A 14,110-nucleotide genomic window follows, 5' to 3' on the forward strand; every position below is an offset into this window, starting at 1 on the left:
CCAAGGTCTCGGCTTCGCTCGACCAGGGGAGGCCCCTTCCGCTCCTGCGTCGCCTCCCTCCTCCGCCTTGCCGGACTTGCCCCTCGCCCCGCTCCTTCCCCCGCCCCACCCATCCGCGCGACCTCTGAGCGTCGCGTGAGGAAATGGTGCGAAGAAGAGGCCGGTCGAACTCCGGTCCCCCTATGGGACAGAATGGCCTCCGTGCCTTTCCTGTTGCTGATCGAGGACGACGATTCCATCCGCACGGCCCTCGAACTCTCGTTGTCCCGCCAGGGCCACCGCGTGGCCACCGCGGCGACGGGAGAGGACGGCCTGAAACTGCTCCGTGAGCAGCGGCCCGACCTGATCGTGCTGGACGTGATGCTGCCCGGCATCGACGGCTTCGAGGTGTGCCGGCGCATCCGGCGCACCGATCAGCTGCCGATCATCCTGCTGACCGCGCGCAGCGACGACATCGACGTGGTGGTCGGCCTGGAGTCCGGTGCCGACGACTACGTGGTCAAACCCGTGCAGGGACGGGTGCTGGACGCCCGGATCCGCGCGGTGCTGCGGCGCGGCGAGCGGGAGTCCACGGACTCGGCGACGTACGGCAGCCTCGTGATCGACCGGTCCGCGATGACGGTCACCAAGAACGGCGAGGACCTTCAGCTCACGCCGACGGAGCTGCGGCTGCTGCTGGAGCTGAGCCGCCGCCCCGGGCAGGCACTGTCCCGGCAGCAGTTGCTGCGGCTGGTGTGGGAGCACGACTACCTGGGCGACTCTCGCCTGGTGGACGCGTGTGTGCAGCGGCTGCGGGCGAAGGTGGAGGACGTACCGTCCTCGCCGACCCTGATCCGTACGGTACGGGGTGTGGGCTACCGGCTGGACGCGCCTTCGTGAGCCACAGCGAACACCCCGGGGCGGCGGACGGCCGGCACGGCGCCTCCACCGACGACCTGCCCTCGAACGACCGGTCCGCGAACGACCGGTCCTCGAACGGACAGCACACGGACGAGCAGCATACGGACGAGCGGCACGCGGACGAGCGGCACGCCGCCGGACTGCGCACGGCCGGCCGTGGCGGCGCGCGCCGGTTCATCCTCGCCGGGCTGCGCCTGACCAGCCTGCGCCTGCGGCTCGTGGCCGTCTTCGGGGCCGTCGCCCTGACCGCCGCCGTCTCCGCCTCCGGCATCGCGTACTGGCTCAACCGCGAGGCGGTACTGACGCGTACGCAGGACTCGGCCCTCAACGACTTCCGCCAGGAGATGCAGAACCGCGCCGCGCAACTGCCCGTGCGGGCCGGCCAGAGCGACCTCCAGACCACCGCGGAGCAGATCGCGGGCGACAACTCCGGTTACAGCGTGCTGCTGATCGGCGAGCGGGACGCGGGCAAGCCCGTCGTCGGCGTCTCCGACCCGGACGCCTTCACGCTGGACGACGTACCGGCCGCGCTGCGCAAGGCCGTCAACGACAAGCAGAAGGTCACGTCCGGCAACCCGCACCCGTACCACCTCTTCTGGCAGCGCACCGAGCGCGACGGCACGCCCTACCTCGTCGGCGGCACCCGGATCACCGGCGGCGGGCCGATCGGATACATGTCGAAGTCGCTCTCCCAGGAGCGCGCCGACCTCAACTCGCTCGCCTGGTCGCTCGCCATCGCCGCGGCCCTCGCGCTCGTGGGGTCCGCGCTGCTCGCGCAGGCCGCGGCCACGACCGTGCTGCGCCCCGTCCAGCGGCTCGGCGACGCCTCGCGCCGGCTGGGCGAGGGCAAGCTGGACACCCGGCTCAGGGTGACGGGGACGGACGAACTGGCCGATCTCTCCCGCACGTTCAACAACACCGCCGAGTCCTTGCAGAAGAAGGTCGCGGACATGAGCGCGCGGGAGGAGTCCAGCCGCCGCTTCGTCGCCGACATGTCGCACGAGCTGCGCACGCCGCTGACCGCGCTCACCGCCGTGACGGAGGTGCTGGAGGAGGAGGCCGACAACCTCGATCCGATGATCGCGCCGGCCGTGACCCTGGTGGTGAGCGAGACCCGCAGGCTCAATGTGCTGGTCGAGAACCTGATGGAGGTCACCCGGTTCGACGCGGGTACGGCCCGGCTCGTCCTGGACGACGTCGACGTGGCCGACCAGGTCACGGCCTGCGTCGACGCGCGTGCCTGGCTGGACGCGGTGGAGCTGGACGCCGAGCGCGGCATCATGGCGCGGCTCGATCCGCGCCGGCTCGACGTGATCCTGGCGAACCTGATCGGCAACGCGCTCAAACACGGCGGTTCGCCCGTCCGGGTCGCGGTGCGCACGGCGGACGACGAGCTGGTCATCGAGGTGCGGGACCACGGCCCCGGCATCCCCGAGGAGGTCCTGCCGCACGTCTTCGACCGCTTCTACAAGGCGAGCGCTTCCCGGCCGCGCTCGGAGGGCAGCGGCCTCGGTCTGTCGATCGCGATGGAGAACGCGCACATCCACGGCGGCGACATCACGGCCGAAAACGTGCCGGACGGCGGCGCGATGTTCGTGCTGCGACTGCCCCGGGAAGGGCGCGCCCCGGATCAGGAGCGGGCGGAACGGGAACCGGGAGAGGAAGGCGACACACCGTGACGGCCAGCGGGGGGAACCATACGTTGCGGGCCGCCGGCCGTATCGCGGCCGGGACGGGAACCGGGACCGGGGCCCGGTGCGGGGCTGAGGCCGGAGCGGGGGCCGGGGCCGGACGGCCACGCGGCACCGGGCGCGCCCGCGTGCGGCTCGCCGCGACCGCCGGGGCCGTCGTCGCGCTCGTCGCCCTCACCGCGACCGGCTGCGGGATCAGGACGACATCGGTGCCCGTGGACGCCGGGCCCGCGCCGTCGCGGCTGCCCTGCGAGGTCTCCGGCGACGGCCCGGGCAGCCAGGACCCGGCGGGCGTGCCCGCTCAGGTGTATCTGCTGTGCGCCTCCGGACTGGTGCCGGTGGAGCGCGCCGTGCGGATACCGGACGGGGCGACGCGCGACAGCGGGCCGCGGGCCGCCCAGGCACTCCTCGACGAGTTGCAGACGCGGCCGGCCGCCGCCGAGCGCGCGGCGGGCTTCACCACGTCCGTCCGGGGGCCACTGACCGTCTCCGGGCCCCGGAAGGGCGATCCGTCGGACGCGCTGCGGCTGAGTGTCCAGCCGGAGGACCTGCCGACGACCGCGCTCGCGCAGATCGTGTGCACCCTCGCGGCGAGCGGGACGGTCACGTCGCCGGACGCCGATGTGGTGCTGGGCGGGCCCGGCGACTATCCGGTCCGTGGCTACCCCTGCGACCAGCGGACGAAGTCCCGCCCGGACACGGCGGCACAGCCCCGCACACCGGGGGCCGCCCCCTCGAGTCCGGCCGCCACTCCCTCGGGGCCGTCCGATTCGACCGGCTCCCCGTAGCACCCGTGAGCAGGAAGCCGCCGTAGGCCCCGGTCACGGGCCCGCGCGTGCCCGTCTGCACCGGGGTCCCGTGCGCCACGCACACGTCACGACGGACCGCCCCGGGCGTGACGCCTGTCTCATGACGCCGTTCTTCCGGGGGCGGCGGAACCGATGCCGCCGGACACCGCGTCTACGGGTGCGTGCCTCAAGGTCCGGGCGGCGGTGCCGCCATCCGTTTGCGTACGGCGGGGCTCGCCCTCCTCTTCGCGCACCTGCTGCTGGTGGCGTGGCTGACGCTGCGCCCGCTGGACGTCCTGTGGGTGAACGCGGCCAATCTGACGCCGTTCGCCGGGATCAGGGCGGATCTCGCGCTGGGCCCCGTGGAGGCCGCCCGGCGGATCGGCTCGGGGCTGGTGCTGCTGGCCCCGCTCGGTGTGCTGCTGCCCATGGCGGGCGGGCGGCTCGCCGCGTCCTTCTGGGCCTCCCTGGCCCGTACGGTCACCGCGGGCGCGCTGATCTCGCTGGGCATCGAGCTGCTGCAGACGGGCGTGCCCGGCCGGGTGGTCGACGTGGACTCGCTGCTGCTCAACACGGCCGGGGTGGCCCTGGCCCACCTGGCGGTGGTGCCCGCGGGCCGGGCCAGGCTGCGTCGTGGGCGGCATGCCCGTACCGCGCGGAGTCGTACGGCCCGGTCACGTACGGCCCGGGACCAGGCGGCGCGGGACCGGGCCGTACGGTGCGCGTCCGAGGTCGGCCACGAGGACCGGCCGGGGCCCGTCCCCCAGGAGGACCCGTCCCCGGGCGCGACCCCGACGATTCCCAGGGTCGGCGTCGCCCCGTAGAGCGACGCGGCCGAGGCGGGTCCGGGAGCACCATGGAGATATCGAACGGAACGGTGACGAAACACCTCGGCCGCCGGCCGTCGAACCGCCGGAGCGGGTGGCACCACCCGTCCGGCCCGACCGGACCACCTCTCCCGGCCGGTCCTCACGGACCGCCGGCCATTCTCCAAGGAGCCCTCATGGCCGCACTCGTACGCCCTCGCGACGGACGCCTGATCGGCGGCGTATGCGCGGGGCTGGCACGACGCTTCGGCATGTCCGCCAACACGGTACGGCTGATCTTCGTGGTCTCGTGCCTGCTGCCGGGCCCGCAGTTCCTGCTCTACCTGGCGCTGTGGATCCTGCTGCCCGGCGAGAAGACACCGTCGACCGCCTGGTGACCGCGTGACCGCGCACGGACCACACGTACGCGCTCCCACACACGAAACGGGGCGCGCGTCGGAGTCCGTGTCCGGGTTCCGACGCACGCCCCGTCGCTGCCGTACGGGGACGGGGATACCCGTACGGGCGGAGCCCCGTGAGATGTCCGGGGCCCTGGTCGTGCTCCAGCCCTGCTGCCGGCCGCCGAGGGCGGCCGTCAGCCGCCGAGGTTGGCGCCGTTGACGCCGACGCCCTTCGTCAGCTGGCCCAGCTGACCGACCGGCAGGCCGCCGAGCAGCCTCATGAGGGGGTTGTTGGCCTGGAGGGTCTGGAGCGTCTTCAGCATCTCGGGCGTGGCCGAGCCGACCGAACCGAGCGCGCTCGTGCCCGTCTCGACCGCCTCGGGGACGGGCGCCGGGAGCTGCTTGGCGACCCCGTTCACGGTCGCCGGGACAGCCGTGGTGACGGAGTCCAGCGCCGAGCCGGCCCGGGACCCGGCGGAAGAGGCGGCGGAGGCGGTGCCGGCGGCGGTGACGGCGATGGCGGCGCCGAGGGCGGCGACACCGAGGGTCTGCACAGCGGACTTCTTCATCTGGAATTGCGTCCTTGGGTCCTTGGAAGGAATGCGGGCGGCTCCGCAAGTTAGCCAGCGACGGCCGCCGCCGCAAACATCCGGGCATGGCCGGGATTTCGTGTTCCCGACCGCGCCCCGACCCGCGCCTCCCCTGCGCCGGCCCACCGAACTAGCTGGTCACAGCGGTCTGCCTGAACAGCCATTCGGATTTCAACTCGGCGTATCCGGGCTTGATCACGTCATTGATCATGGCCAGTCGTTCATCGAAAGGAATGAATGCTGATTTCATCGCATTGACGGTGAACCACTGCATGTCGTCGAGCGTGTAGCCGAACGCGTCGACCAGCAGCTCGAATTCCCCGCTCATGCTCGTTCCGCTCATCAGACGGTTGTCGGTGTTCACCGTCGTACGGAAGTGGAGCCGGCGCAGCAGCCCGATGGGGTGCTCGCCGATCGAGGGCGCCGCGCCGGTCTGGAGGTTGGAACTGGGACACATCTCCAGCGGAATGCGCTTGTCCCGCACGTACGCGGCGAGCCGGCCCAGCGACACCGAGCCGTCTCCGGCGACCTCGATGTCGTCGATGATGCGTACGCCGTGGCCCAGCCGGTCGGCGCCGCACCACTGGAGCGCCTGCCAGATCGAGGGCAGGCCGAACGCCTCGCCCGCGTGGATCGTGAAGTGGTTGTTCTCCCGCTTCAGGTACTCGAAGGCGTCGAGGTGGCGGGTGGGCGGGTAACCGGCCTCGGCGCCCGCGATGTCGAAGCCCACGACGCCCGAGTCGCGGTAGGCGTTGGCGAGTTCGGCGATCTCCAGGGCGCGGGCGGCGTGCCGCATCGCGGTGAGCAGGGCGCCGACGCGGATGCGGTGCCCGGCGGCCTGAGCCCGCCGTTCGCCTTCGCGGAAGCCCTCGTTGACCGCCTCCACCACTTCTTCGAGAGTGAGTCCGCGCTCCAGGTGCTGCTCGGGCGCGTAGCGGACCTCCGCGTAGACGACACCGTCGGCGGCGAGGTCCTCGGCGCACTCGGCGGCGACGCGGACGAGCGCGTCCCTGGTCTGCATGACGGCACAGGTGTGCGCGAACGTCTCCAGGTAGCGCTCCAGCGAACCGGAGTCGGCGGCCTCGCGGAACCAGCGCCCGAGCCGCTCGGGCTCCCGCTCGGGCAGCGCGTCGTAGCCGGTCTCACGGGCGAGGTCGGCGATCGTGGCGGGGCGGAGCCCGCCGTCCAGGTGGTCGTGGAGGAGGACCTTGGGCGCGCGGCGGATCTGGTCGGGGCTGGGCGGTCGTTCGGCCTGGCTCGTCGTCTGGCCGGTCAGCTGGCTCGTCATCTCCGCACTCTAACTCCTACGCGCGTAGATCACCGTGGCCGATATGTAACAGTGACCGGGCGGACGGGTGGCGTACACCTGTCCTTCTGAGACTGTTCTGCCATGGGACAGCAGGCGGTTCCCGGCCCGGAGGACAGATCGGCGGCCCGGGGGAACGGCACGACACGCACGACACGCACGACACGCACGGGACGCGCGGGACGCGCGGGACGCGCGGCTCAGGCCCCGGCGGCGGGGGCGGCCTCGGGGACGGGGGCACCCTCGGAGCGGGAGGCGGCTCCGGCGGGGGCGGCTCCGCCGTCGGAAGCAGCCCCGGGGACGTCCCGGACATCGGCGACGGCGTCGGCGTCGGGGCAAGCCCGTTCCTGGCGGGGCACCTGGCCCGTCGCGTGGCTCAGGCCCGGCGGCGGGGCGTGGCTGGGGCGGGCGGTCTCGGGGCTCGACGCGGGGACGGCGGTCGCGGGCGCGATCCTCGTCCTCCCCACGGGTGACCCCGGCTCCACCCGGCGTCCCTCCCCCGTGGCGTACGCCCGGATGCTGCCGCTCGCGCGCTCGCTGGCCCGCGCGGGCGCGCGCGAGGGGCTGGTCGTGCACCTGGTGCACTACGGCGGGCGCGGCCGGAACGGCGAGGACGCGCCTCTCGCGGCCGACGCCGAGTGGGGGGGCGGACGAGGCCGCACGGCGGTACGGCGACGTCCCGGTCTGCCTCGTCGGGCACGGCACGGGCGGCCGGGCCGCGCTCCGCGCCGCAGGCCACCCGGCGGTCGGCGCGGTCCTCGCGATGTCCCCGTCCCTGCCGGCCGCCGACCGGGCGGCGGACCCGGAACCCGTACGTCAGTTGACTGGGCGTCAGGTCATGATCGTGCACGGCACGAACGACGCGCGGGCCGACCCGGACCTCTCCTACCGTCTCGCCGAGCGCGCCAAGAAGGTCAACCGGGACATCTGCCGCTTCGAGGTCCACTCGGACGGCCACGCGCTGCGCCAGCACCACGCCGAAGTCCTGGCACTGGCATCGGACTTCGTGATCGGCGCACTGCTGCCGCGGGCGTACTCCCGCCCGGTCGCCGACGCCCTGGCGGCGCCGCCGCCCCTGGGCCTGAGGATGCCCCTCGCGGCGGGTTTCGGCCGATCCTTGCGGCCGTAGTGCTCTGACCGGAAAGGTTCGCCGGGGTAGCGGTTGGACCGGTTGGACGGGCGGTGACGTCCATGGCGGCGCGTGTGAGTGGTCGCGGCGGCCGCCCCGGGCACCTCGATGCCCTGGAGACGGTCCGCGAAACCGGCCTGGGCCGGCCGAGCTGGAGCCGCGGCATCAGCGGGCCCGCGCCGAGCGGGCATTCCGGGACCGGATCGCTTCATGACCCGCAGCCGCCGGCTGATCGTGCCCGGTCACGCCCGCAAGCCGTTGATCGCGGCGTCGACCGCCGCCAGGGCAGCGCCCCTGTCGAGACCTGCCCTCGACACGAGCGAGAGACCTTGGACGACGTACAGCAGGAGCTGGGCCTGGGCCTCGGGGCCGGCACTGTCGGTGACTTCCCCGGCGGCCTGTGCGCGGCGCAGTGCGTCGGTGACGATGTCGGTGAACCGGCGATATGAGCGGGCGACGATTTCCGTGGCCTCGTTGTCGTACGGCACGAGTTCGGCGGTCGTGTTGCCGACGAGGCAGCCGTTCGGCACCCCCACGTCGGAGACCAGTTCGTCCAGGCGCGTCGGGTGGGTCAGGATCTCACGAAGCGCCGGCAGGAGCGGGGCGGTGTCGAGCGCGACGGTCAGGCGCCGCTCGTACACGTCCCAGTAGAGCCTGACAGCTTCGAGGTAGAAACGGCGCTTGTCCCCGAACGTTCCGTACAGGCTGCCGCGCTCGACAGCCAGCGCGTCGACCAGGTCCTGGATCGACGTAGCCCGGTACCCCCGGGACCAGAACAGTTCAAGCGCGCGCTCCAGCGTCTTGTCCTTGTCGAACTCGCGAGGGCGTCCAGTTCGTGCCACGTTCCCGACCCTACAACTTCTTGACAGCCCGTTCAAGAAGTCGTAGCTTCGCCCACATTACTTCTTGAACGGCTGCACATAAGTCGGCGGAACGCTCGTCGGCACGAAGGGTGAAGCAATGGAATTGGCAGGCAGGACGGCCCTCATCACCGGATCCGGCGCGGTCGGCGGACTCGGGCATGCGACGGCCAGGGTCCTGGCCGCACAGGGAGCCGACGTGGTCATCACCGGCACCGATCCGGAACGCGGCGCCGAGGCCGTGGATGACCTTCGGGCGGCCGGTGGCGGGTCCACCGCCGGGACGGTGCGCTTCGTCGCAGCCGATCTGGTCGACGCGGAGGCCGTGCGTCATCTGGTCGAGGACGCCGGAGCAGTGGACATATTGATCAACAATGCGAGCGTCATGACGTTCAGCCCGACCACCGAGCAGGACATTGCGAGCTATGACGCCGCCTTCGCGGTCAATGTACGTGCTGCGTTCCTGCTCACCGCGCTCGTCGCACCGAAGATGGCCGCCAAGGGCGGCGGCAGCATCGTCAGCGTCAGCTCCACCGCGGCCGGCCTCGGCATGCCGGGCATGGCCGTCTACGGCGCCACCAAGGCGGCCATCGAATCGTTGACCCGCACCTGGGCGGCGGAGTTCGCCCCGGCGAACGTGCGGGTCAACGCCGTCGCTCCGGGCCCGATGCGCACCTCGAAGGTGGTCGCGGCGATGGGCCCGGACATGGGGGGCATGGGCCTGACCACCGCGCTCAAGCGCACCTCCGATCCGGCCGAAGTGGCACATGTGATCGCTTTTCTCGCCGGCGACCGAGCCAGTTACGTGACCGGGACGACCGTGGCCGCCGACGGTGGCCGAACCGCGATCTGAGTCGAGACCGGCTGCCCGCCGAACAGTGCGCCGTACCGACGGGGACAGCCCGTCAGCGTTTTTGAACCACGCGCGCCTCGTTGGCGCCACACAAGGAGACGAATTCCATGGGCCGTCTTGACGGAAAGCACGCACTCATCACAGGGGGAACGAGCGGCATCGGCCTCGAAACAGCCCGCGAGTTCCTCGCCGAGGGAGCGTCTGTCGCGATCACCGGCCGCTCGCGCGAAAGACTGGACGAGGCCGCCCGACAACTGGAGGGTCCGCTGCTGACCATCGTCAGCGACGCCGGCGACGTACCCGGCCAAGCGGCGCTCGCATCGCGGCTGCGAGCGGAATGGCCAAAGCTCGACATCCTGATGGGCAACGCCGCCGACGTCACCCATCTCCCGTTCGAGGAATGGACCGAGGAGGCATTCGACAGACTCGTCGCCACTAACCTCAAGTCGCCGTTCTTCCTGATCAGAGATCTGCTGCCGCTCTTCTCGCAGCAATCCTCGGTCATCCTCGTCGGTTCGGTCTCCGCTTTCATCGGACACGAGAACGCGACGGTCTACGGTGCGGCCAAGGCGGGCCTGCTGTCCTATGCCCGGGGGCTGACCTATGAGCTGAAGGGCCGCGGTGTCCGCGTCAACGGACTGAGCCCGGGGCCGACTGTCACCAACGCGTTCGCGCCGCTTGGCCCCGAGCGCCAAGCCGCCCTCTACGAGGAACTCCGCCGGACCGTACCCCTCCACCGCCTGGGAACGGCCACCGAGCTGGCGAAGGCAGCCGTCTATCTCGCCTCGGACGAGTCCGCCTACACCGCCGGCACCGTGCTGCGCGTCGATGGCGGCATCGGAGAGCTCGCCTACTAGTGCCGAAACCTTGCCGGACGCCGATCATCTTCGCGTCGCGAAAGGCGGCCAGGGCGGGGCGGCGGATCCAGGGATCCGCCGCCCCGCCCTGATCGAACAGATGTTTCACCAGCGCTCGCCTGGGACTGACTCACCACCCGACAGCACCCCGATGAGATCAGTGGGCACGTGTCGGCCGCCGTCCGTGACGGCGGCCGACGACCTGCCTCGTCCCTCAGGTTCTCACCACACTTTGCGTGAGCGCGCCTCGACGACCAGGTCGGGGTCGGGAATCTGCCGCTTGGCGGCGACGGTGGCGAGCATCTGCTGCGAGAAGTGGAAACCGAAGTCTTCGGCAACGAGCTTGCGCCAGGGGCGGGACACGATGTTGTGGGTTGCCCAGCGGGCGAACCGCGGGCGCTTCATGATGTCGCCCGCGATCGCCCACGCCTTCGGCAGGAGCTCCTCACGCGGAAGTACGTCGCTGACGAGTCCGTAGTCGAGTGCTTTCCGCGCGGGGATGGAGCGACCACTGTAGATGTCGTAGGCCGCCCGCTTCGTGCCCATGAGGTGCTGCAGGGCGAGCGAGAGCCCGTCTCCCGGCGCGGTGCCCGCCATGAAGTGCGGATCCATGAAGTCCGCGTCTTCCGCGGCCAGAGTGATGTCGCACAGGAGCGCGAACTCGGTGTGGATCCCGGGACCGTTGACCGCCGCGATCGTCGGGATGTCGAGGTTGTTGACGAAGTTCTCGATCAGCTTCCACGCATCGATGGTCTGCTGGAAAATGTAGTCGGGCTCCTCCTCCACGACGGGCCGCGGCCACGACTCCTCCGGGTCGCCCCGGAACCAGGTCTCGCCGGTGCCGGTCAGGATGAGGACATGGTTGTCGGGGTCGTTGCCCACGTCCTGCCACACCCGGTTCCACGCGTTGTGGGCGGGCCAGTTGTGGATGTACGGACCGCCGTCAGTGTGGAGCCGGAGCTCGATGATCCCGTTCTCCCTGCGCATCTTGAAGAAGGCGGCGTACTTCTCGGAGTACTCCTCGAATGCGGTCGGTGGAACGTGGCCTTCCCACCGGGGGTCTGACATGGTCGTCAAGGTCGTCCTCCTTCGTCAGCGCCGGGATACCGACGCTCTCGCCAACGTGGAGATCATTACTCCGCGAGGAGCGGCATGACCGGTGACGCAGGAAAAATCCCCAGAAGCCGACCTCGCTGAAGGTTGACGACAGGCAGGCGCGCTCTTCTGCCGCGATTCGGCCGGCGTCGCGAGCTCCACGCCGGCACGCAAAGGGAATCGCGAGTCGCGGCGCCTGGAATCACCGCTCGGAGCCACGCCAGGACGTTTCCGTACATTGCACTCGAACAACCGCATGCCCGCCGAAGCATCGGCCTTTTCCCGTAACCTAGAGTCACGTCTTATGAGTCATTTGGACGAGAGTCGGCAGGACTACGACCTCGATGAGCTCGATCGGCGGCTCATCCATGCCCTCCAGATCAACCCGCGAGCACGCTGGGCCGCGCTGGCGCCGGTTATCGGGGTCGACGCGGTCACCCTCGCCCGGCGCTGGGAACGCATCGTCGAGGCCGGCATCGCATGGGTGTCCGGCCATCCCGGCCCGGAGCTGAGAGGGCCGTCGGCAATACTGGAGATCGAAGCCCACCCCGCCGCCACGCTCGGTCTCGCACAGGAGATCGCGGCGGACCGGGAAGCGTTCACGGTGGACCTCACGGCCGGGGGACGCGAGATGCTCGTGCTGGTGGCCACATCCGGCATGGATGCGCTGACGGAGTACCTGATGATGCGGGTACCGGCACTTGACGGGATCCGGGCCACCCGGGCCCACTTGTTCTCGTCGCCGTTCGTGGACGGAGGTCAGTGGCGCCTTCGCTCCCTGTCGGCCGGGGAGATCGCCGCGGTGGAGCGGAGCGTCGAGGTCTCGCGATCCCCGAGCAGCCGCGTCGACTCACAGCTGGAGGACCAACTCCTTCGCCTGCTGGGAACGGATGGCAGGGCGACAGTGGCTTTCCTGGCGAGGACCGTCGGCGTGGGCCAGCGTCGGGTGCGGGACGCGGTTGCCGCCATGACCGCGCAAGGCCGACTGGACACCCGCCTGGACATGGCAAAGGCGCAATCGGGCCGGCCGGTTCATGCGTGGTACTTCCTCCGGGTCCCTGCCGCGCTCGTGCAGCGCGTCGGGTCCGTGCTCACGCGTATCGGCGAGATCCGCCTCGCGGCCTCAACTGTCGGACAGTACAACCTCATCCTCGCCGTGTGGTTGCCGACGCTGGCTGATGTGCAGCGGCTCGAGGCCGTCCTGGAGGAGAAACTTCCCGGCGTCAGCATCGCCGACCGTTCCGTCGTGCTGCGCACGGTCAAGAAGGAAGGACACCGTCTCGATGCCCGTGGGCGCGCCACTGGCGAATTCAGCCCTCTGCTGACCAATATGCCTCAGCCAGAAGCGCATTTCGAGTGAAATCCTGCAACAGGCCGGAACCATTACGTGTGCGGACTACCGTCCTGCTCCATGACCACTTCGACAGCTCCTGTCGGTGTCTTCGACCTGTTCACCATCGGGATCGGGCCCTCGAGTTCGCACACCGTCGGGCCGATGAAGGCGGCCGCCGCCTTCGCGAAAGACCTGCGACGAGCGGGCACGGCGGACAGTGTCGAATCAGTGCGCGTGGAGATATTCGGCTCGCTCGCCGCGACCGGACACGGGCACGGCACGTTCACCGCGGTGCTTCTCGGCTTGGACGGTGCGCAATCGGCGAGGATCGACTCCGGCGAAGTTGAGCGAAGGCTGGCGGACATCACGGCATCCGGCACGGTGAGCCTGGGCGCGGGGCGACGAATCCCCTGCCGGATCGAGGACTTCGTGCTGCGACCGTTGACCGTCCGTCCGCGCCACACGAACGCGTTGACGTTCACGGCATACGGCCATGCCGGCGTTGTTGTCCGATCAGATACGTACTACTCCGTCGGGGGCGGGTTCGTTGTCCGCCACGGCGACGAGGAGCACCCCTCCGGCGTGCGATCGACGTCGGTTCCACACCCGTTCCGCACGGCGGCGGAGCTGCTCGCCGTCTGCGACCGGACAGGTTCCCGCATCTGCGACGTGATACGCGACAACGAACTCGCGGGGCGCTCGCACACCGACCTCAGCCAGGGGTTGCGCGAACTGTGGGACACGATGCAAACATGCGTCACGTCGGCGGTATCGCGGACAGGGGTGCTCCCCGGCGGCCTCGGTGTCCGTCGGCGAGCCGGGGCATGGGCGTCGCGACTGGAACGCGAGGACCCCGAGCACAGTGAGCGGTACTGGCAAGAGCGTGTCAACTTCATCGCGTTGGCGGTGAATGAGGAGAACGCCGGCGGTGGTCGCGTGGTGACCGCACCGACCAACGGTGCGGCCGGCATCATCCCCGCCGTACTCTTCTACGCGTTGCACTACACGGCTGCCGGCAAGGGCGCCGACGAGGACTCACGCAACGACATCGTCGAGAGGTTTCTGCTCACCGCCACGGCGGTGGGCAGCCTCTGCAAGACCAACGCCTCGATCTCCGGTGCCGAGGTGGGTTGTCAAGGCGAGGTCGGCTCCGCGTCGGCGATGGCCGCGGCCGGACTGGCCGAGATCCTCGGCGGTACACCGCGCCAGGTGGAGAACGCCGCCGAGATCGCGCTGGAGCACAATCTCGGCCTGACCTGTGATCCTGTCGCCGGCCTCGTACAGGTGCCCTGCATCGAACGCAACGCGATCGCCGCGGTGAAAGCGATCAACGCCGCGCGCATGGCGCTCTGGGGCGACGGCAACCATCACGTCTCGCTGGACCAGGTCATCGCCACCATGCGGGAGACCGGCGCGGACATGAGCCACAAGTACAAGGAGACGGCCCTGGGCGGGCTGGCCGTCAACCTCGTCGAGTGCTGAAGCCGCGTCAGGCACCCCC

At 70.6% G+C, this 14,110-nt stretch carries 14 protein-coding genes and 1 pseudogene; 10 read left to right on the plus strand and 5 right to left on the minus strand.

Annotated elements, in window-relative coordinates:
* Positions 1–201 precede the first annotated feature (201 nt).
* The 5 genes from afsQ1 (at position 202) to IG02_RS0115015 (ending at position 4,583) form a co-directional block, all read left to right on the plus strand.
* Positions 202–879 (plus strand): two-component system response regulator AfsQ1, encoded by a 678-nt coding sequence (gene afsQ1, locus IG02_RS0114995; protein ID WP_078854534.1) that lies wholly within the window; start codon positions 202–204, stop codon positions 877–879.
* Positions 876–2,579 carry an ATP-binding protein gene (locus IG02_RS0115000; RefSeq protein WP_420707750.1) on the plus strand — a complete coding sequence of 568 codons (1,704 nt, stop codon included), beginning with the start codon at positions 876–878 and terminating at the stop codon, positions 2,577–2,579. Before afsQ1 ends, IG02_RS0115000 begins: the two co-directional genes overlap by 4 nt.
* Before the next feature lie 140 nt (positions 2,580–2,719).
* Positions 2,720–3,379 (plus strand): hypothetical protein, encoded by a 660-nt coding sequence (locus IG02_RS0115005; RefSeq protein WP_051765053.1) that lies wholly within the window; start codon positions 2,720–2,722, stop codon positions 3,377–3,379.
* Between the two features lie 182 nt (positions 3,380–3,561).
* A complete protein-coding gene (locus IG02_RS0115010) occupies positions 3,562–4,203 on the plus strand; it encodes a VanZ family protein (protein WP_030746926.1) in 642 nt (213 codons plus the stop codon).
* Positions 4,204–4,382: 179 nt separating this feature from the next.
* Positions 4,383–4,583 carry a PspC domain-containing protein gene (locus IG02_RS0115015; protein ID WP_030746929.1) on the plus strand — a complete coding sequence of 67 codons (201 nt, stop codon included), beginning with the start codon at positions 4,383–4,385 and terminating at the stop codon, positions 4,581–4,583.
* A 197-nt stretch (positions 4,584–4,780) separates the two neighbouring features.
* On the opposite strand, the gene IG02_RS40620 is transcribed toward IG02_RS0115015, so the two are convergent.
* The 3 genes from IG02_RS40620 to IG02_RS42155 all read right to left on the minus strand — a co-directional run bounded on the left by IG02_RS40620 (position 4,781) and on the right by IG02_RS42155 (position 6,949).
* The gene (locus IG02_RS40620) at positions 4,781–5,155 is read right to left on the minus strand and encodes a hypothetical protein (RefSeq protein ID WP_030746932.1); all 375 of its coding nucleotides are present in this window, start codon (positions 5,153–5,155) and stop codon (positions 4,781–4,783) included.
* A 151-nt stretch (positions 5,156–5,306) separates the two neighbouring features.
* Positions 5,307–6,464, minus strand: coding sequence for an adenosine deaminase (locus IG02_RS0115025; protein WP_030746935.1), 1,158 nt, complete (start codon positions 6,462–6,464; stop codon positions 5,307–5,309).
* Between the two features lie 218 nt (positions 6,465–6,682).
* Positions 6,683–6,949 (minus strand): hypothetical protein, encoded by a 267-nt coding sequence (locus IG02_RS42155; protein WP_199814033.1) that lies wholly within the window; start codon positions 6,947–6,949, stop codon positions 6,683–6,685.
* Between IG02_RS42155 and IG02_RS36380 the strand changes: the two are divergent.
* Positions 6,882–7,611, plus strand: a pseudogene (locus tag IG02_RS36380) (alpha/beta hydrolase). The gene IG02_RS42155 and the pseudogene IG02_RS36380 sit on opposite strands and share 68 nt — an antisense overlap.
* Positions 7,612–7,853: 242 nt before the next feature.
* Here IG02_RS36380 and IG02_RS0115040 read toward each other — a convergent pair.
* Positions 7,854–8,453, minus strand: coding sequence for a TetR/AcrR family transcriptional regulator (locus tag IG02_RS0115040; RefSeq protein WP_030746938.1), 600 nt, complete (start codon positions 8,451–8,453; stop codon positions 7,854–7,856).
* A 118-nt stretch (positions 8,454–8,571) separates the two neighbouring features.
* On the opposite strand from IG02_RS0115040, the gene IG02_RS0115045 reads away from it, so the two are divergent.
* Positions 8,572–9,324, plus strand: coding sequence for an SDR family NAD(P)-dependent oxidoreductase (locus tag IG02_RS0115045; RefSeq protein WP_030746941.1), 753 nt, complete (start codon positions 8,572–8,574; stop codon positions 9,322–9,324).
* Between the two features lie 107 nt (positions 9,325–9,431).
* Positions 9,432–10,181 (plus strand): SDR family oxidoreductase, encoded by a 750-nt coding sequence (locus IG02_RS0115050; RefSeq protein ID WP_030746944.1) that lies wholly within the window; start codon positions 9,432–9,434, stop codon positions 10,179–10,181.
* A 222-nt stretch (positions 10,182–10,403) separates the two neighbouring features.
* On the opposite strand, the gene IG02_RS0115055 is transcribed toward IG02_RS0115050, so the two are convergent.
* Positions 10,404–11,249 (minus strand): enoyl-CoA hydratase/isomerase family protein, encoded by an 846-nt coding sequence (locus IG02_RS0115055; RefSeq protein WP_037803025.1) that lies wholly within the window; start codon positions 11,247–11,249, stop codon positions 10,404–10,406.
* Between the two features lie 331 nt (positions 11,250–11,580).
* On the opposite strand from IG02_RS0115055, the gene IG02_RS0115060 reads away from it, so the two are divergent.
* Both IG02_RS0115060 and IG02_RS0115065 read left to right on the plus strand, forming a co-directional pair.
* Positions 11,581–12,636 carry an Lrp/AsnC family transcriptional regulator gene (locus IG02_RS0115060; protein WP_037803027.1) on the plus strand — a complete coding sequence of 352 codons (1,056 nt, stop codon included), beginning with the start codon at positions 11,581–11,583 and terminating at the stop codon, positions 12,634–12,636.
* 51 nt (positions 12,637–12,687) lie between these two features.
* Complete coding sequence (locus tag IG02_RS0115065; protein WP_030746954.1) at positions 12,688–14,091, plus strand: L-serine ammonia-lyase; 1,404 nt, start codon at positions 12,688–12,690, stop codon at positions 14,089–14,091.
* Positions 14,092–14,110 lie beyond the last annotated feature (19 nt).

This window comes from Streptomyces sp. NRRL F-5135 (genome assembly GCF_000719775.1).
Taxonomy (GTDB): domain Bacteria; phylum Actinomycetota; class Actinomycetes; order Streptomycetales; family Streptomycetaceae; genus Streptomyces; species Streptomyces hebeiensis.